This window comes from Methylorubrum podarium (assembly GCF_040270385.1).
Lineage (GTDB): Bacteria > Pseudomonadota > Alphaproteobacteria > Rhizobiales > Beijerinckiaceae > Methylobacterium > Methylobacterium podarium.
In genome coordinates this window covers 1-15,810 of record NZ_JBELQE010000137.1, presented here as the reverse complement: position 1 = coordinate 15,810, position 15,810 = coordinate 1, and the positions used below count along the sequence as shown (strand labels likewise).

The 15,810-nt window shown below is 70.0% G+C and carries 16 protein-coding genes; 8 read left to right on the top strand and 8 right to left on the bottom strand.

What is annotated here, in order from left to right; all coding sequences use genetic code 11:
* Positions 1–97 precede the first annotated feature (97 nt).
* From ABS772_RS26365 to ABS772_RS26350, 4 genes are all read right to left on the bottom strand, one after another.
* Complete coding sequence (locus ABS772_RS26365; RefSeq protein ID WP_238258423.1) at positions 98–388, bottom strand: methanol dehydrogenase [cytochrome c] subunit; 291 nt, start codon at positions 386–388, stop codon at positions 98–100.
* 131 nt (positions 389–519) lie between these two features.
* A complete protein-coding gene (gene moxG, locus ABS772_RS26360; protein ID WP_350397650.1) occupies positions 520–1,113 on the bottom strand; it encodes a cytochrome c(L), periplasmic in 594 nt (197 codons plus the stop codon).
* Positions 1,114–1,166: 53 nt separating this feature from the next.
* Positions 1,167–2,048: a methanol oxidation system protein MoxJ gene (gene moxJ / locus ABS772_RS26355; RefSeq protein ID WP_350397649.1), complete on the bottom strand. Its 882-nt coding sequence runs from the start codon at positions 2,046–2,048 to the stop codon at positions 1,167–1,169.
* A gap of 278 nt (positions 2,049–2,326) precedes the next feature.
* The gene (locus tag ABS772_RS26350; RefSeq protein ID WP_238258417.1) at positions 2,327–4,207 is read right to left on the bottom strand and encodes a methanol/ethanol family PQQ-dependent dehydrogenase; all 1,881 of its coding nucleotides are present in this window, start codon (positions 4,205–4,207) and stop codon (positions 2,327–2,329) included.
* Positions 4,208–4,576: 369 nt separating this feature from the next.
* Between ABS772_RS26350 and ABS772_RS26345 the strand changes: the two genes are divergently transcribed.
* Entirely contained in the window at positions 4,577–5,470 is an 894-nt protein-coding gene (locus ABS772_RS26345) for a S1 family peptidase (protein WP_350397648.1), read from the top strand.
* A gap of 150 nt (positions 5,471–5,620) precedes the next feature.
* Positions 5,621–5,818, top strand: coding sequence for a hypothetical protein (locus tag ABS772_RS26340; protein ID WP_238258413.1), 198 nt, complete (start codon positions 5,621–5,623; stop codon positions 5,816–5,818).
* Positions 5,819–5,828: 10 nt separating this feature from the next.
* Here the strand turns inward: ABS772_RS26340 and ABS772_RS26335 are convergent, their stop codons facing one another.
* A complete protein-coding gene (locus ABS772_RS26335; protein WP_350397647.1) occupies positions 5,829–6,563 on the bottom strand; it encodes a DUF4336 domain-containing protein in 735 nt (244 codons plus the stop codon).
* Between the two features lie 354 nt (positions 6,564–6,917).
* On the opposite strand from ABS772_RS26335, the gene ABS772_RS26330 reads away from it, so the two are divergent.
* The 5 genes from ABS772_RS26330 (at position 6,918) to glmS (ending at position 12,205) form a co-directional block, all read left to right on the top strand.
* Complete coding sequence (locus ABS772_RS26330; RefSeq protein ID WP_350397646.1) at positions 6,918–7,817, top strand: MBL fold metallo-hydrolase; 900 nt, start codon at positions 6,918–6,920, stop codon at positions 7,815–7,817.
* A gap of 11 nt (positions 7,818–7,828) precedes the next feature.
* On the top strand, positions 7,829–8,353 hold the full coding sequence (locus ABS772_RS26325; protein WP_350397645.1) for a DUF2243 domain-containing protein: 525 nt from the start codon (positions 7,829–7,831) through the stop codon (positions 8,351–8,353).
* Positions 8,350–8,514, top strand: coding sequence for a hypothetical protein (locus tag ABS772_RS26320; protein WP_350397644.1), 165 nt, complete (start codon positions 8,350–8,352; stop codon positions 8,512–8,514). Before ABS772_RS26325 ends, ABS772_RS26320 begins: the two co-directional genes overlap by 4 nt.
* A gap of 253 nt (positions 8,515–8,767) precedes the next feature.
* On the top strand, positions 8,768–10,168 hold the full coding sequence (glmU, locus tag ABS772_RS26315; RefSeq protein WP_350397643.1) for a bifunctional UDP-N-acetylglucosamine diphosphorylase/glucosamine-1-phosphate N-acetyltransferase GlmU: 1,401 nt from the start codon (positions 8,768–8,770) through the stop codon (positions 10,166–10,168).
* Between the two features lie 210 nt (positions 10,169–10,378).
* A complete protein-coding gene (gene glmS, locus ABS772_RS26310; RefSeq protein ID WP_350397642.1) occupies positions 10,379–12,205 on the top strand; it encodes a glutamine--fructose-6-phosphate transaminase (isomerizing) in 1,827 nt (608 codons plus the stop codon).
* 60 nt (positions 12,206–12,265) lie between these two features.
* Here glmS and ABS772_RS26305 read toward each other — a convergent pair whose 3' ends face one another.
* Positions 12,266–12,700: a GlcG/HbpS family heme-binding protein gene (locus ABS772_RS26305; RefSeq protein WP_096487978.1), complete on the bottom strand. Its 435-nt coding sequence runs from the start codon at positions 12,698–12,700 to the stop codon at positions 12,266–12,268.
* A gap of 211 nt (positions 12,701–12,911) precedes the next feature.
* On the opposite strand from ABS772_RS26305, the gene ABS772_RS26300 reads away from it, so the two are divergent.
* Entirely contained in the window at positions 12,912–13,715 is an 804-nt protein-coding gene (locus ABS772_RS26300; RefSeq protein ID WP_350397641.1) for a DUF502 domain-containing protein, read from the top strand.
* Positions 13,716–13,740: 25 nt separating this feature from the next.
* On the opposite strand, the gene ABS772_RS26295 is transcribed toward ABS772_RS26300, so the two are convergent.
* The gene (locus ABS772_RS26295; protein ID WP_350397640.1) at positions 13,741–14,067 is read right to left on the bottom strand and encodes a hypothetical protein; all 327 of its coding nucleotides are present in this window, start codon (positions 14,065–14,067) and stop codon (positions 13,741–13,743) included.
* Between the two features lie 285 nt (positions 14,068–14,352).
* Positions 14,353–15,810: ATP-dependent DNA helicase RecG (gene recG, locus ABS772_RS26290; protein WP_350397639.1), on the bottom strand; the 1,458-nt coding region annotated here is incomplete at its 5' end.

The window sequence follows — 15,810 nt, the reverse complement described above, 5'->3', positions numbered from 1 at the left end:
GGGTAGGGGTGGGGGTGGTTCAGGATGAGGCGGAGCGGTGCCACCTGCACGACCCCCACCCCGAACCCCTCCCCGCAAGGGGGAGGGGCCAAGAAACTCAATTCGCCGAGATCTTGCTGACGTCGTACTCGAACTTGCCGGTCTTCTTGAAATTCTCGACCCGCTTCTTGTTGCGCTCTTCCATCTGCTTGATGGAATCGGCCTGCTTGTTCAGCTCTTTCGGGTCGTGCTTGGGATCGTACTTGGAGCCGGCGATCTTTTCCGGGAAGCCGGGCTTCGGCTCCCAGCAATTGCCCGGCGCCTTGCACTTGGTGCCGTCATAGGCGAGCGCCGGGGCGGCGAGTCCGGCGAGGGCGACGGCCGCGGCGGCGATGAGAGTGGTCTTCATGGTTTCCTCCACTTTATGAGACGTGCTCTTTTCGGGGCTTGCTCTTCTCGGGGACCGCGCCGCGCGCGGCGTGGTCCCACGGTCCGCCCCCTCGATCGCGCCGGTCGAAGCCGGCCCGAAACCCGAAAGGATCACTCCTCCAGCGGCTTGCACTGGCCCTTGGCGTCCTTCGGGATGACTTCGCCCTGCTTGTAGGGCGTGTAGGCCTTCTTCTGCTCGTCGTTGAGCCAGACCGCGTCCTGCTTCGGCCCCGTGTAGAGGTGCCGGATCCAGGCGATGGTCTGCAGCATCTCGTCGGGCGTCAGGTTCTCGTTGTGCGGACCCATCATGCCGTTGGCGCCGCCGAAGATCGTGGCGAACAGGCCGACATCGGTCGTGTTCGAGGGATAGGTCCAGTAATTGTCGTTGAGGCCCGGCCCGAGCTTGCCCTCGGCGAGGTGGCCGTGGCAGCCGGAGCAGGAGGTCGCGAACAGGCTCTCGCCGTTGCGCAGGCAGGACTTGTCGTCGATGTAGAGGTTCTCGCCGGTCTCGAGGAACTTCTTCACGGCGGGCGTGTCGCGGCCGCCCTCCTTGCCCTGGGACACGTCGAGCGTCTCGCCGGTCACCGTGTTGCGGAACACGACGCCCGTCTGCGGGCCGGACTGGGGCTGGGCGAGGGCGGGAAGGAGGCTGCCGGCGAGCACGAGGCCCAGAAGGGCGGTTCCGATCGTTGTGCGCTTCGTCATCGTCTTGGTCTTGTTCCTCATTGTCCTGATCGCCGTGCCGTTCGTCGGATCCATCAGTTCGAGACGGGCAGCACCGGCACGCCCTCCTCCTTCAGGATCGCCTCGATCTTCGGCCTGGCCTTCTCCAGCGCGGCGTCGAGCTCCGCCTTCAGGGCCGTGTCGTCCTTGCGCACGCCCATCGACTGGTCGAAGCTCTGCGGCATCTTCTGGCCGTCGCTGCGGGTGGTGTCGTCGGGCACCGGGGTCATGCGCAGCTTGGTCGAGGAATCGCGCACGTAGCGGGCGACGTCGGGTCCGAAGGCCACGCCGACCTCGGCCTTGCCGGTGGCGACCTCGCTCACCATCCGGGCCGGGTCGATCTGCGTGTATTGATTCCGGGGCGCGCGGAAATTCACCAGCGAGTAGAGGTAGGCCATGTCCTCCTCGTAGCGGCCGATGTCCTTGAGCATCGCCTCGCCGGGCGTGCCGAAGCCGACCACCATGTGGCTCACGTCCTTGAGCCGCGGGTCGGACCAGGACTTGATGTCGAGATCCTTGTCGGCGCGGGTGAGGAAGACGTAGCCCGAGCGGTAATAGGGCTTGCTGGTGAGCACCCGGGGATCGTCGGAATCGAGCCCGACCACCACGTCGCAGGTCTTCTTCTCCAGCCCGTCACGCACGAGGTAGATCGCGGGCTTGCCGAGCCAGACGAACTGCGCCTTGCGGCCCATGGCCTCGGCGACGGCGGTGGCGATGCGGTTCTCGAGCCCCGAGCCGTCCTTCATCGAGAGCGGCGGCTGCTCGGCGGCGCAGACGCGCAGGGTCCCGGCATCGGGTTTCGCGGCCTCGGCGGCCTTCTTGTCCTGCGCCAGGGCGGCCCCGCACAGGGTCGTCAGAGCCGCGGTTAGGGCGACGGCCGAGGCGGCCGCGCGGCGGCGTCCGTTCACGAGCGACATCTTCGTTTCCTCTGGATTATTCTTATGACGTCTTGGCGCGGGGCTCAGGCTTTCAGCTCGGACGCCCTGTCGGGATCGTCCCGGCCTGCCCCCCACGCATCTCCCGTGCAGATCGTCGCCCGTGCCGGGGCATCGGCACGTGAAGGGGAAACAGCCTGCGGAGAGCGGGGGCGGGATGGTGCGGACCCGGTCGCGGGTCGTTCGAGGGCCCGCACCACCCCAGCCGTGTCCCTCCCCCGCGAGGGGGGAGGGGAGGTTCGTCCGTCGAAGGGCCGGCCTTACTTGGCGGCCGACTTCCACTCGCCGACGTTCGGATCGTCGTAGGGACCCTTGCCGTCGAGCGAGAACACGATCACGCCGCCGCCCATCTGGGTGTAGTTGGCGAGCTTCTTGAAAGCGCCCACCGCGCCGAGGCCGGCGGTCGGGTCGGCGAGGTCGAACACGAGGCCCACGCCCGGCCAGCCGCCGACGCCGTAGTAGATGGCGACGTACTGCGTGCCCTTGTGGCTGTAGGTCATCGGGTAGCCGATGGCGCCGGACGGGATCTTGAACTTCCAGAGAAGGTCACCCGTGTCGGAGTCGCGCGCCTTCAGGTAGCCGTCGAGCGTGCCGTAGAAGACGAGGTCGCCCGCGGTCGCCATGGTGCCGCCCCACACGGCGAAGCGCTCCATCTTCTCCCACTTATAGTCGCCGGTGATCGCGTTGTACGCCTTGATCTGGCCGAGACCTTCGTAGTTCTGACGGTCGCCCTTCGGGCCCGGATACATGTTCAGCGTCGCGCCGACGAAGAACTGGCCCGCACGGTAGGGAAGCATGAAGGGCTCCCAATCCATGCAGATGTGGTTGATGCCCATGAAGAACAGTTCACGCTTCGGATCGTACGAGTCGTGGCCCTGGTTGTGGTAGCCCATCGCCGAGGGGCAGATGTCCTTGGCGAGGTGGTCCATCCGGGTGCCGTACTCGGGATCGCGCACCGGCTGGCCGGTCTTGAGATCGACCGACTTGAACACGTTGACCGTGTCGTCGAGCTTGTTGGCCGAGACCAGCGCGCCGTCGGTGCGGTCGAGCGTGTAGACGATGCCGTTGCGGTCCGGGTGGGTCAGCAGCTTGCGGGCCTTGCCGTCCTTGTCCTTCTGCTCGGAGAGCATCATGACGTTGACGCCGGCATAGTCCCACTCGTCGTGCGGGGTCTTCTGGTAGCCGAACTTGGCCTCGCCCGTGTCGGCGTCGCGGCCGAAGATCGTCATCGTCCACTTGTTGTCGCCCGGACGCATGGTCTCGTTCCACGGCGCCGGGTTGCCGGTGCCGAAGTAGATCAGGTTGGTGCCCGGATCGTAGGCGTACCAGCCCCAGTTGGTGCCGCCGCCGATCTTCCAGGCATCGCCCTCCCAGGTGCCGGTGCCGAGGCCCTTCTGGCCGTAATGGGGGTTCTTGATGTTGAAGTCGGAGGCCAGCAGCAGGTCCTTGTCCGGACCCGTGGCGTAGGCGCGCCAGATCTGCTCGCCGGTCTTCACGTCGTAGGCGGTCAGGTAGCCGCGCACGCCGAGCTCGGCGCCCGAGGAGCCGATGATCACCTTGTCCTTCACGACGTAGGGGGCGATGGTCAGCGTCGAGCCGACCTTGATGTCGGAGTTCTCGACCTTCCACACCGTCTCGCCGGTCTCGGCGTTGAGCGCCGCGACGTTGCCGTCGAGCTGGGTCTTGAGGATCAGCGCCGGGGTCTTGCCGTCGCCGGGCCAGTAGGCGAGGCCGCGGTTGACGAGGTCGCAGCAGGCGACCGCGCGGGCGGCCGGGTTCTGCTTCGGCTTGTCCTGCCACAGGATGGTGCCCGGGTCGTCGAGGCCCAGCGCGAAGGTGTTGTTCGGGAACGAGGTGTGGATGTACATCTTGCCGTCGACGACGAGCGGCGCGCCCTCGTGGCCGTTCAGCAAACCGGTGGAGAACGTCCAAGACGGCCGAAGCTGCTTCACGTTGCCTTTGTTGATCTGCTTCAGTTCGCTATAGTTGTTCGAGTCGTAGTTCTTGCCGGGCATCACCCAGTTGTCGTCGCTCTTCGACAACTCGACCAGCTTGTCGTTGGCGTAAGCGGCGCTCGACAGCGCGGCCGGCGCGAGCGCCAGCATCGCCAGGGCCGAGACCGATGTCACAAACCTGCTCATCCTGCGTCTCCTCACTGAACCGCCTCGCCTTTCGGCCTCGCGGTATCTCTCAGACGTTTTTCTGAGGTTCCAGGCTCGCTTCGAAGTCCTTCGAAGTGCCGCATCGTGGAACTAAGAGGATTCTTAGATCGCCGCGGTCTTATGAAAGACTTATTAGCGCCCCTTCGCCTATAATTTCTAGGCTTTGATTGGTCGAGATGTCTTTAGCTGGTCGGACATTTCTTGTCGGGACGATAAGGCAATTCTAAAAGTGACAAGGCGTAGTGTCGCAACTTGCGGACATCGTCTTGACCAGGACTGGGACCCGTCGCACCACTGTCGTCAACGGGCCCTCGCGAAGCGGCCCGGCAGGCGGGAGGCGTGTCGGCCATGGCGCAGGGGCAGCGTGCGCGGGGCGTTCCGGCGGTGTGCGGCGTACTCGCCCTGTTTGCATGGGCCGGGATCGGCGCCGCGGTCGGAGACGACGCGACGCACCCGCCGCGAGAGGCCGGTCCACCGGCCCGCGCGCCGGCAAGGGACGTGACCGAGACCGCCGCGCTCTATCCCCATGACGGGCGCCGCGACATGACGAGCGGCGACCGGGCGCGCTATCCGGGGGCGGGCGTCCTCTGGTGCCGCCGCCCGGACGGGGTGCCGCAGAAGGCGGCGGCCGCGTGGCTGGTCGGCACGGCCTCGACCGTGATGCTGAACGCGCACAACTTCCGCAACCGGCAGCTCGAGACCACGCGGGCGGTCGGCGACTGCTATTTCCAGATCGGCGGCCGCAACTACGACTTCGTCGCCGAGAGCCTGCGCCTCGGCGTGGCCGCGGACGCCACACGTCTTCACATCACCGACGATTGGGCGCTGCTGCGCCTCGCCCAGCCCGCCGAGGGGCCGCGCCAGCCGGTGCCGGACGCCGACCCCGACCTGTCGACGGGCGACCTCTCGCTGCCCGTGACGCTGGTCGCCCCCGGCGGTCACCAGAACTACCGCGGCGACAGCAGCCTGGAGACCTGCACGATCCGCCGGATCGATCCGCCGACGGAAGGCGGCATCCGCCGTGCCCGCCACGATTGCAACGACGGCTACGGCGGCTCGGGCTCGGGGCTGTTCGACGAGGCGGGCCGGCTCGTCGCTATGCAGAGCGCCTCGCTCTCCATGAACTCCCGGCACGCCTTCGACATCGAGTTCCATTACGGCTCCGCCCTGCTCATCGAGGGCGCGTTGCGCGACGCCCTGCGCCGGGCGCAGCGGGAGGACACGACGCCGCAGGCGCCGTGAGCGGGGGCGCGCAAACGCCTCGGGAGGAACGGAATTCCTGTGGACGGAGCCCGCCGCCGCGGCGACGGGGCGGCGGGACCGGCTCGGAACACCCGCCGCGGACCCCGGTTGCCCGGACTCCACCGAGAGACGCCGGGAGGCGACATTCGTATGTCGAAGCATCTGAAGACGGACACGCCGACCGATGCCGACCTGAAGGGCAATCCGGGCATCGGCCAATCAAAGGGCCTGACCGGAACGGACCCGGACGCGATCCGAGGCGATTCCACCGTCGAGGGCGATGTCGAGAACGAGACCACGCCGGAGGGCGGGGTCGATCCCGATCACCGCGGGCGGGGCAACGCCTGACCGCCTTCGCTCAATCGAGCAGCCAGCGGAGGGAGCGGCGCAGTTCGCCCGTGCCGTTCCGGTCGAACCAGGCGCCGTGGCTGAACACCACGCGCTCCGGCGACAGGGCGAGGAGCTTGGCGGCGGCGCGGGCCGCCTCGCGCTTGTGCAGGCGCACCACGAGCCGGAGATAGAGCGGCGCCCGTCCGTCGGGCGCGGTCGCCCCGGCGATCCGCATGAGCGGGCGCAGGAAGAGCGGGAGCTTGGCCGGCTCCAGGTTCAGCACGAGATCGGTCAGGATCAGCGTCGCCGAGGCGGCGTGGAAGAAGGCGACCTCCCGGAATCCGAAGCCGCCGGGCACGATCACCTGCGTCAGGTCGCCGGACCATTCGGGCGGGACTTCGTCGCCGAGATCCCGGTCGAGGCGCAGGCCCGCCCGGCGGACCGGCCGGCGCTGGCGCAGGTTCGGCGCGGCCCAGGTCAGGGCCTGCGGGCAACGGCGCTGCCATTCCTTCAGGTAGGTCCAGTGGGCGACGTTGGGCGCCACGAGGTGGCGGATCGGCCCGAGCGCCTCGATCTCGCGGTGCAGACCCGCGTCGTAGCGGGTCGGCGAGTGCAGCCAGATGCCGCCGTCGGAGAGTCGCACCACGCTCATGCGCACGGGCAGCGGCAGGCCGGCGGCGTGGATCGGGCCGCTATCGACGATCCAGAGGCCGAACGCCACCGGCTTGAGCACGTCGAGAGGGGGATAGGTCGGATCGCTCACGGCATCGGGCCCGGAATCAGGGGTCTCGCGGGAGGCCCATCATGGCGCCCCCGCCCGGCAGCCGCGTGACAGGGGCGGGGAGAGCCCGGCACGGAACGACGGGGGCGCGGTGCATGGCTCCGAGACCGCACAGGCCGGATCGCCGTGCGGCCTATAGCCATCCAACCTCGGCTTTCCCGCGAAGTTTCGAGAAGAGGCGTCGCGGCACTCTTTTCTGATCTGTCGCAGGACGGGCGCCGGGCGGGAACAAAGCTTTCGCGCCGGCCTTCCCGTGATGACCGTTCCCGCACGGCCGGAACGCGCCCCGATCCCCGTCTCACCGATCCCCGTCCCACCCGCGCACAGGAGAAGGCCGTGGCGCAGCAGATCCCGATCAGCCGCCAGGCCCGCGCCGACGACCCGCGGGCCGATGCCGAGCGCGACGACGGCACCCACGCGATCGCGCCCGATCTCGCCTATCGCCGCCTCGTCCTGGCCAACGTCGTGTTCGTCGGCAGCCCCGGTGCCGGCGACCGCAACTGGGTCCTCGTCGATGCCGGGATTCCGGGCTCGAAAACCGCGATCCGCGAAGCCGCTGACGCCCGCTTCGGCGAGGGCGCCCGCCCGGCGGCCATCGTGCTGACCCACGGCCATTTCGACCATGTCGGCGTGCTGGAGGATCTGGCGGAGGAGTGGGACGTGCCCGTCTACGCCCACGGCCTGGAGCGCCCCTATCTCGACGGCAGCGCCGCCTACCCGGCGCCGGATCCGAGCGTCGGCGGCGGCCTGATGGCGCGCATCGCGCCGCTCTACCCCACCAAGCCCGTGGACGTGTCGTCCCGCCTGCGCCTCCTGCCCGCCGACGGCAGCGTGCCGCCGATGCCGGGCTGGCGCTGGCTGCACACGCCCGGGCATTCGCCGGGCCACGTCTCGTTCTGGCGCGAGGCCGACCGCAGCCTGATCGTCGGCGACGCCTTCGTCACCACCGCCCAGGAATCGGCCTATGCCGTGGCGATGCAGGCGCCCGAGGTGCACGGCCCGCCGATGTATCTGACCCTCGACTGGCCGGCGGCGGGCGGCTCCGTGCGCAGCCTCGCCGCGCTCGGGCCCGAGCGGGCGATCACCGGCCACGGGCGTCCCCTCCAGGGGCCGGAGCTGCGCCGCGGCCTCGACGCGCTCGCCCAAGACTTCGAGCGCGTCGCCGTGCCGGATCAGGGCCGCTACGTCGAGACGCCGGCGCGGGCCGAGGACGGCTCGGCCTACCGCTCGCCGTGAGGCCGGCGGCGATGGCGGCACGCGATCAGCCGAGCGCCCCCGCGCCGCCGGAGGGGGCCGACTTTCCCGTCGCGGCGGGCGTGCTGTTCGGGCTCGGCCTCGGCGGTTTCTTCGACGGCATCGTGCTGCATCAGGTGCTGCAATGGCACCACATGCTCAGCTCCTGGTACCCGATCACCTCGATCGAGAACCTCGAGCTCAACACGCTCTGGGACGGGATCTTCCACAGCGCCACCTACGTCTTCGTCGTGATCGGGCTGTTCATCCTGTGGCGCCGGGCGCGGGGGCGGCATCTGCGCTGGTCGAACCGGGCGCTGGTCGGCAGCCTGCTCGTCGGCTGGGGCGTGTTCAACCTCGTCGAGGGGCTGATCGACCACCAGTGGCTCGGCGTGCACCACGTCAACGAGCGGGTGGATCGGGCGCACTGGCTCGCCTGGGATCTCGGCTTCCTCGCCTGGGGCCTCGCGATGCTGCTGGGCGGCCTCTGGCTGCTGCGGCGCGGGCGCGGGGCGGCGCCCGAGGCGCGGCCGCGATGAGACGGGCGGGCGGCCTGCGGCGCGGCTCCGTTCGGGCCTTTCCCTGGCTCGTCCTCGCCGCGGGTCTCGGCCTCGCGACGATGCCGGCCTGGCGCGCGCTGGCTTTCGGCGTCCGGGTAAGCGTGGAGGATCTGCTGCAGATCCGCTGCCTGCCGTGGTGAGGGCCCGTCAGGTCGGGCGCGCGCTCCGCCCCGCCCCGCTTCCCGCGACCGAGCCCTTGCCGCCCGCGTGCCGCACGACACCGCCATCCTTCCCATCCGGCACCCTTCGCGCCCGCGATCCGATCGGTTAAACGGACCGTCGATTGAGTGTCTCCCACGTGGCTCCCCTGCGCCGTCTCGGCCGGAGGGGAGGGCGGCCGGTGACCGGGCGTTTTGTGGCGCACTCTCAAAAGACGGCAGGAAGCGGATCTCGATGACGGCAGGCGCGAACCAAGGGGCGCAGGCACAAGGGGCGGAGAGCGGCTTCACCGCGATCGTGCTGGCGGCCGGCAAGGGCGTGCGGATGCGCTCCGACCGGCCCAAGGTGCTTCACGCCGTGGCCAACCGCTCCATGCTCGGCCACGTGCTCGCCGCCGTGCAGGAGGCGGGGGCCTCCCGCCTCGCCGTGGTGGTCGAGCCGGGCCGCGAGGACGTCGTCCGCGAGATCGAGCGGCTGGCGCCCGGCGCCAGCGTCCATCCGCAGGCCGAGCGGCTCGGCACGGCGCACGCGGTGCTCGCCGCCCGCGCGGCCCTGGAGGGGGGGCGGGACGTGCTCGTGGCGTTCGGCGACACGCCGCTGGTCACGGCCGAGACCTTTGCCCGGCTGCGCGCGCCCCTGCGCGAGGGGGCGGCGGTGGCGGTGCTGGCCTTCGAGGCCGCCGACCCCACCGGCTACGGCCGCGTGCTGACGGAGGGCGGCCGCGTCCTGGCGATCCGCGAGGAGAAGGACGCCTCGCAGGACGAGCGGAGCGTGAACCTGTCGAATGCCGGGCTGATGGCGCTTTCCGGCGCCCACGCCCTCGGCCTCCTGGAGCGGATCGGCAACGACAACGCCAACCGCGAGTACTACCTCACCGACGCGGTGGCTCTGGCCGTCGCCGACGGGCTCCCGGTCGCGGTCGTGCCCGTGGCGGAGGCGGAGGCGCAGGGCGTCAACGACCGGGTGCAGCTCGCCGTCGCCGAGGCCACGATCCAGGCGCGCCTGCGCCGGGCGGCCCAGCTCGGCGGGGCGACGCTGGTCGCGCCCGAGACGGTCTTCCTCAGTGCCGACACGGTGCTCGGCCGCGACGTCGTCGTCGAGCCGCACTGCGTGTTCGGCCCCGGCGTCGTCGTCGGCGACGGCTGCACCATCCGCGCCTTCTCGCACCTGCACGATGCGCGGCTGATGGACGGGGTCGATATCGGTCCGCACGTGCGCCTGCGCGGCGGTGCGGTGCTGGAGGCGGGGGTCCATCTCGGCAATTTCGTCGAGATCAAGAACGCGACCCTGCATGCGGGCGCCAAGGCCTCGCACCTGACCTATCTCGGCGACGCCGAGGTCGGGGCGGGGGCCAATATCGGCGCGGGCACCATCACCTGCAATTACGACGGCGTGTCGAAGCACCGGACCACCATCGGGGAGGGGGCCTTCATCGGCTCCAACTCGGCGCTGGTGGCGCCGGTCAGCGTCGGCGCGGGCGCATTGGTCGGGGCCGGCTCGGTCATCACCCGCGACGTGCCGGCGGACGCCATCGCCGTCGCGCGGGGGCGTCAGGCCAACCGCGAGGGGGCGGCCAAGACCCTGCGCGAGACGCTGAAGGCGGCCAAGGCCGCCCGCGCGGCGAAGAAGGGCTGAGGAAAAGGCCCAGGGAAAGGCCGAGGGAGCGGCACGGCCGCGGGCGCTGGCCTTATCGCGCCGCGATCCGTACAAGCCCTTCCATCCGCGCCGCGCCTCCGGTCGGGCTCTTGCGTCGCAGTCTTGCATCGCAGGAAGCCGAGCCTGGGCGAGCATCCCGCCCGCGGGATGGCACGGCGCATGTCTCATCGGGCGGCTTCAGGATCGGCCATGTGCGGAATCGTCGGCATCATCGGGCGTGAGTCGGTCGCGGACGCGCTGGTCGAGGCGCTGCGGCGGCTCGAATACCGCGGCTACGATTCCGCCGGCGTCGCCACGCTGGAGCGGGGCCGGCTCGATCGCCGCCGGGCCGAGGGCAAGCTCTCGAACCTCCAGCGCAAGCTGGTCGAGGCGCCGCTTCCCGGCGTCATCGGCATCGGACACACCCGCTGGGCGACGCACGGGCGCCCGAACGAGACCAATGCCCACCCGCACGCCACCGAGCGGCTGGCCGTGGTCCACAACGGCATCATCGAGAATTTTCGCGAGCTGAAGGCCGAGCTCGTCGCGGCGGGCGCGCGCTTCGAGAGCGAGACCGACACCGAGGTCGTGGCCCAGCTCGTCAGCCACCTGATGGAGCAGGGGCTCGGCCCCGTGGCCGCCGTCGAGGCGGCCCTGCCGCGCCTGCACGGCGCCTTCGCCCTGGCCTTCCTGTTCGCGGGCGAGGACGGTTTTCTGATCGGCGCCCGGCACGGCGCCCCGCTCGCCATCGGTTTCGGACAGGGCGAGACCTATCTCGGCTCGGACGCCCTGGCGCTCGCGCCGTTCACCGACGAGATCACCTATCTCGAAGAGGGCGACTGGGCGATCCTGACCCGCGACGGTGCCGAGATCCGCGACCTCGCCGGTGCCACGGTGCGCCGACCGCGCCAAAAAATCGCGACGCAGGCCTTCCTCGTCGACAAGGGCAACCACCGCCACTTCATGGCGAAGGAGATCCACGAGCAGCCGGAGGTCGTCGGCCGCACGCTCGCCCACTACATCGACATGGCGCGCGGTCAGGTCGTCCTGCAGGAGACCCTGCCCTTCGACTTCGCCCGGCTCTCGCGCCTCTCGATCACCGCCTGCGGCACCGCCTACTATGCCGGCCTCGTCGCCAAGTACTGGTTCGAGACCCTGGCGCGGCTGCCGGTCGAGATCGACGTCGCCTCCGAGACCCGCTACCGCGAGCCGCCGCTGGAGCGGGACGGGCTGACGCTGGTGATCTCGCAATCGGGCGAGACCGCCGACACCCTCGCCTCGCTGCGCTACGCCAAGGCGCAAGGCCAGCACACGCTGGCGGTGGTCAACGTGCCGACCTCGACCATCGCCCGCGAATCCTCGGCGGTGATGCCGACCTTCGCCGGCCCCGAGATCGGGGTCGCCTCGACGAAGGCCTTCTCCTGCCAGCTCACGGTGCTGCTCTGCCTCGCCCTCGCCGCCGGCCGCGCCCGCGGCACGCTCGATGCGGAGCGCGAGCGCGCCGTCGTCGACGCGCTCATCACGGCGCCGGGCCTGATGGCCGAGGCGGTCAAGATGGAGGCGGAGGTCGAGGGGCTCGCCCGCGAGATCGCCAAGGCCCGCGACGTGCTCTATCTCGGCCGCGGCACGAGCTACCCGATGGCGCTCGAAGGCGCGCTGAAGCTCAAGGAAATCAGCTACATCCACGCCGAGGGCTACGCGGCGGGCGAACTCAAGCACGGTCCGATCGCCCTGATCGACGAGAGCGTGCCGGTGATCGTGATCGCCCCCCACGACGCGATCTTCGAGAAGACCGTCTCGAACATGCAGGAGGTCGCCGCCCGCGGCGGCAAGATCATCCTCGTCGGCGACGCGAAGGGGGCGGCCGCGGCCGGTCTCGACACGCTGGCGACGCTGACCATGCCGGACGTGGACCCGGTGATCGCGCCGATCGTCTACGCGGTGCCGGTCCAGCTCATCGCCTACCACACCGCCGTCTTCATGGGGAAAGACGTCGATCAGCCGCGCAATCTGGCGAAGTCCGTCACGGTGGAGTGAACCGGCAGCCGTCGCGCGGCGCATCGATCCGGCCTGCGGATCGATGCGCCTGCGACGGAATCAGGTGCGCCAGGGGTGGTCGGGCAGCTCGGTGTCGCCGATCGCGCTGGCGCCGGCGAGGGCCACCGCGTCGTCGTTCTCCACCGACGAGCCGCTGACGCCGATGGCGCCCGACATCTCGCCGTCCGCGTCGACGATCGGGATGCCGCCGGGGAAGGTGATCAGGCCCTGGTTCGAGTGCTCGATGCCGTAGAGCGAGCCGCCGGGCTGCGACAGCGAACCGATCTGCCCGGTCTTCATGCCGAAGAAGACGGCGGTCTTGGCCTTCTTCTGGGCGATGTCGATGGAGCCGACCCAGGCCCCGTCCATGCGGTGGAAGGCCTTCAGGTTTCCGCCCGAATCGACGACCGCGATGCACATCTGCGTGCCGAGTTCGACGGCCTTCGCGCGTGCGGCCTGGATCGCCTTTTCCGCCTGCTCGATGGTGACGTGCATCGCGTCTTCTCCCTTGACCTTGGCCGCTGTGGCCAGGATCGAGGTATGTGTCGGTGGCCCTCGATCAAGTTGCCTCGCGCGCCACTCAATCGGCCTCCCGGCGCCGGCCGCTCTTGAGCCGTCCGCGCGCAGCCGCTAGGTCTCTGCCCGGAGAGTTGGAGGCCGGGATGGAGCCGTCCGCCCGCTCGTTCCGCCTCCCCGAGGTGCATGCGTGGCGCCGACCCTCTCGCCGATTCCGGACGCTCCGGAACCCGCCTCGTCCAAGACGCGCGTCAGCGCCCGGGGACGGCTGCGGACCTACTTCCTCACCGGCGTGATCGTCGCGGGGCCCCTCGCGATCACGATCTACATCACGTGGTGGTTCATCGCCCTGATCGACGGCTGGGTGAAGCCGCTGGTGCCGGCGAGCTACCTGCCGGACCATTACCTGCCGTTCTCGATTCCCGGCCTCGGCCTCCTCATCGCCTTCGTCGCGGTGACCCTGCTCGGCTTCCTCACCGCCAACCTCGTCGGGCGCTCGGTGGTGGAGTTCGGCGAGGTGCTGCTGGCGCGCACGCCCGTGATCTCGGGGCTCTATCGCGGCCTGCGCCAGATCTTCGAGACGCTGTTCTCGGCCAACGGCACCTCCTTCCGCACCGTCGGGCTGGTGGAGTTCCCGGTGAAGGGGACGTGGTCGGTGGTGTTCCTCTCCGCCCCCGCCGCGAACGAGGTGCAGGGCGCGCTCCAGGCGAAGGAGGGCGGCGGGCACGACTATGTCGGCGTGTTCCTGCCCTGTGCGCCGAACCCGACCACCGGCTTCTTCTTCTACCTGCCGCGGGCCGAGATCGTGGAGGTCAACATCAGCGTCGACGACGCGGCCAAGCTCGTGATGTCGGCGGGCGTGATCCAGCCGGAGGATCCGCGGGCCGGCTTCCACGCCATGGCCGCCTCCCTGCGTCAGGCGCAGGTGGCGGAGAACGAGGCGGCTCCGGAAACGGAAAAGGCGCGCCGGGAACCGGCGCGCCCTGATCTGTGAATCGGCTTTCGACGCTTCGCTCGCCTCAGTGGTGCAGCGAGGCCTTCTCGACCGGCAGCGTCGGCGGGGTCGCGTCGGCGACCTGATGCCCGGTCACGGGGCGGGCGACCGGCGAGGACCAGTCCGTCGCGATCTGAGCGGTCAGGAGCAGGGCGAGGCCCGCGCACAGCGCGTTGGCCGCGATCCAGAACCGGCGCGAAGACTGCCGCACGGCGCTCACGAGGGCGTCCGTCGTGGTCTCGTCGCGCATCTCGCGATCCGTGATGGGCATGAGCCAGGGTTCGACGGAGAGCGCGTCGGCTCCCCAATTCTCGGAGGAACCCGGCAGGCGTTGGAACGGTGCGATCGACATCGCGATCCTCCTTTTTTCCAGTGGCACCCCGGTCTACGAGGCCGTTTGTTCATCTCCAGTTAAGCGGCAATTGGGGCAGATACAAGGTATTTTCGATATTTCTGCCCGCTTGCGCCTTCGGGCAAAGCTTGAGCATTACGCAATAAATCATTGATTTTGCTGCAAAAACGCCGCGGACACGCGCAGCGTTGCCGCAATCGGTCGCGCTTTCTCCAGCACCTCCGCTTCCTGAACGGGGCGTTCAGATTCGTGCGAATCTGAACGAGTCTGAACGGCCGCGCGGGCTCACCCTGCCCCGATCAGCCGGATCGCCGCCTCGCGCTCGAACAGGTAGAGCAGCACCCGCAGCGCTTGTCCGCGTTCGCTCCGGAGGCGTGGGTCGCGCTCCACGATCAGCCGGGCGTCGTCGCGGGCGGCCTCCAGGAGGTCGCCGTCGCTCTCCAGCCGCGCGAGCCGGAAGGCGGCCATGCCGGATTGCCGCGTGCCGAGCACCTCGCCCTCGCCGCGCAGGCGCAGATCCTCCTCGGCGATGCGAAACCCGTCCTCGCTCGAGCGCATCATCTCCAGCCGCGCCTTGGCCACCTGCCCGAGGGGGCCGCGATAGAGCAGCAGGCAGGAGGAGGCCTTCGAACCGCGCCCGACCCGGCCGCGGAGCTGGTGGAGCTGGGCGAGCCCGAAGCGCTCGGCGTGCTCGATCACCATGATCGTGGCCTCCGGCACGTCGACGCCGACCTCCACCACCGTGGTCGATACGAGGACACGGGTGCGGCCGGCGGCGAAGGCCTCCATCGCCGCATCCTTCTCCGGCCCCGGCATCTTGCCGTGGATCAGGCCGACCGCGTCGCCGAAATGCTTCTTGAGATCCTCGAACCGCTCGGCGGCGGCGGCGAGATCGACATATTCCGATTCCGCCACCAGCGGGCAGATCCAGTAGACCCGGTCGCCCCCGGCCAGCGCCCGGTGCAGCCCGTCCACCACCTCGTCGATGCGCTCCACCGGTATGGTGATGGTCTTGATCGGCTGGCGCCCGGCGGGCTTCTCGTCGAGCACCGAGACGTCCATGTCGCCGAAGAAGGTGAGCGCGAGCGTGCGCGGGATCGGGGTGGCGGTCATCACCAGGATGTCCACCGCCTCGCCCTTGGCGCCGAGGGCAAGGCGCTGGTGCACGCCGAAGCGGTGCTGCTCGTCCACCACCGCGAGGCCGAGATCGCGGAAGGCCACCGCCTCCTGGAACAGGGCGTGGGTGCCGACCACGATGTCGATCTCGCCCGCGGCGAGATCGGCCAGCGTCGCCCGGCGCTCGGCGGCCCGGTCGCGGCCGGTGAGCAGGCGCAGGCGCATGGCGCCGGCGAGCGGCACCAGCCGCTCGTAGTGCTGGCGCGCCAGGATCTCGGTCGGGGCCATCAGCGCGGCCTGCCGCCCGGCCTCCACGGCGTGCGCCATGGCGAGCAGGGCCACCGCCGTCTTGCCGGATCCGACATCGCCCTGGAGCAGGCGCAGCATCCGCCGCTCGGAGGCCATGTCGGCGCGGATCTCCTCCACCGCCCGCGCCTGGGCTCCGGTGAGTGCGAAGGGCAGAGCGGCCTCGACGCGCTCTCGCAGATGGCCGTCGCCGGCATTGACCCGGCCGGCCTTCCGCCGTTGGCGGGCGCGCACCAGGGCAAGCGCGAGCTGCGAGGCGAGCAGCTCGTCGTAGGCGAGGCGCTTGCGGGCGGGGCTGGCGGGCGGGGCCTGTCCCTCGAC

Coding starts and splice junctions, on each gene's coding strand:
- moxG (WP_350397650.1), bottom strand. CDS start 1,113: ATGACGAAGCGCACAACGATCGGAACCGCCCTTCTGGGCCTCGTGCTC.
- ABS772_RS26320 (WP_350397644.1), top strand. CDS start 8,350: ATGAGACGGGCGGGCGGCCTGCGGCGCGGCTCCGTTCGGGCCTTTCCC.
- moxJ (WP_350397649.1), bottom strand. CDS start 2,048: ATGTCGCTCGTGAACGGACGCCGCCGCGCGGCCGCCTCGGCCGTCGCC.
- ABS772_RS26295 (WP_350397640.1), bottom strand. CDS start 14,067: ATGTCGATCGCACCGTTCCAACGCCTGCCGGGTTCCTCCGAGAATTGG.
- glmS (WP_350397642.1), top strand. CDS start 10,379: ATGTGCGGAATCGTCGGCATCATCGGGCGTGAGTCGGTCGCGGACGCG.
- ABS772_RS26345 (WP_350397648.1), top strand. CDS start 4,577: ATGGCGCAGGGGCAGCGTGCGCGGGGCGTTCCGGCGGTGTGCGGCGTA.
- ABS772_RS26350 (WP_238258417.1), bottom strand. CDS start 4,207: ATGAGCAGGTTTGTGACATCGGTCTCGGCCCTGGCGATGCTGGCGCTC.
- ABS772_RS26305 (WP_096487978.1), bottom strand. CDS start 12,700: ATGCACGTCACCATCGAGCAGGCGGAAAAGGCGATCCAGGCCGCACGC.
- glmU (WP_350397643.1), top strand. CDS start 8,768: ATGACGGCAGGCGCGAACCAAGGGGCGCAGGCACAAGGGGCGGAGAGC.
- ABS772_RS26340 (WP_238258413.1), top strand. CDS start 5,621: ATGTCGAAGCATCTGAAGACGGACACGCCGACCGATGCCGACCTGAAG.
- ABS772_RS26365 (WP_238258423.1), bottom strand. CDS start 388: ATGAAGACCACTCTCATCGCCGCCGCGGCCGTCGCCCTCGCCGGACTC.
- ABS772_RS26325 (WP_350397645.1), top strand. CDS start 7,829: ATGGCGGCACGCGATCAGCCGAGCGCCCCCGCGCCGCCGGAGGGGGCC.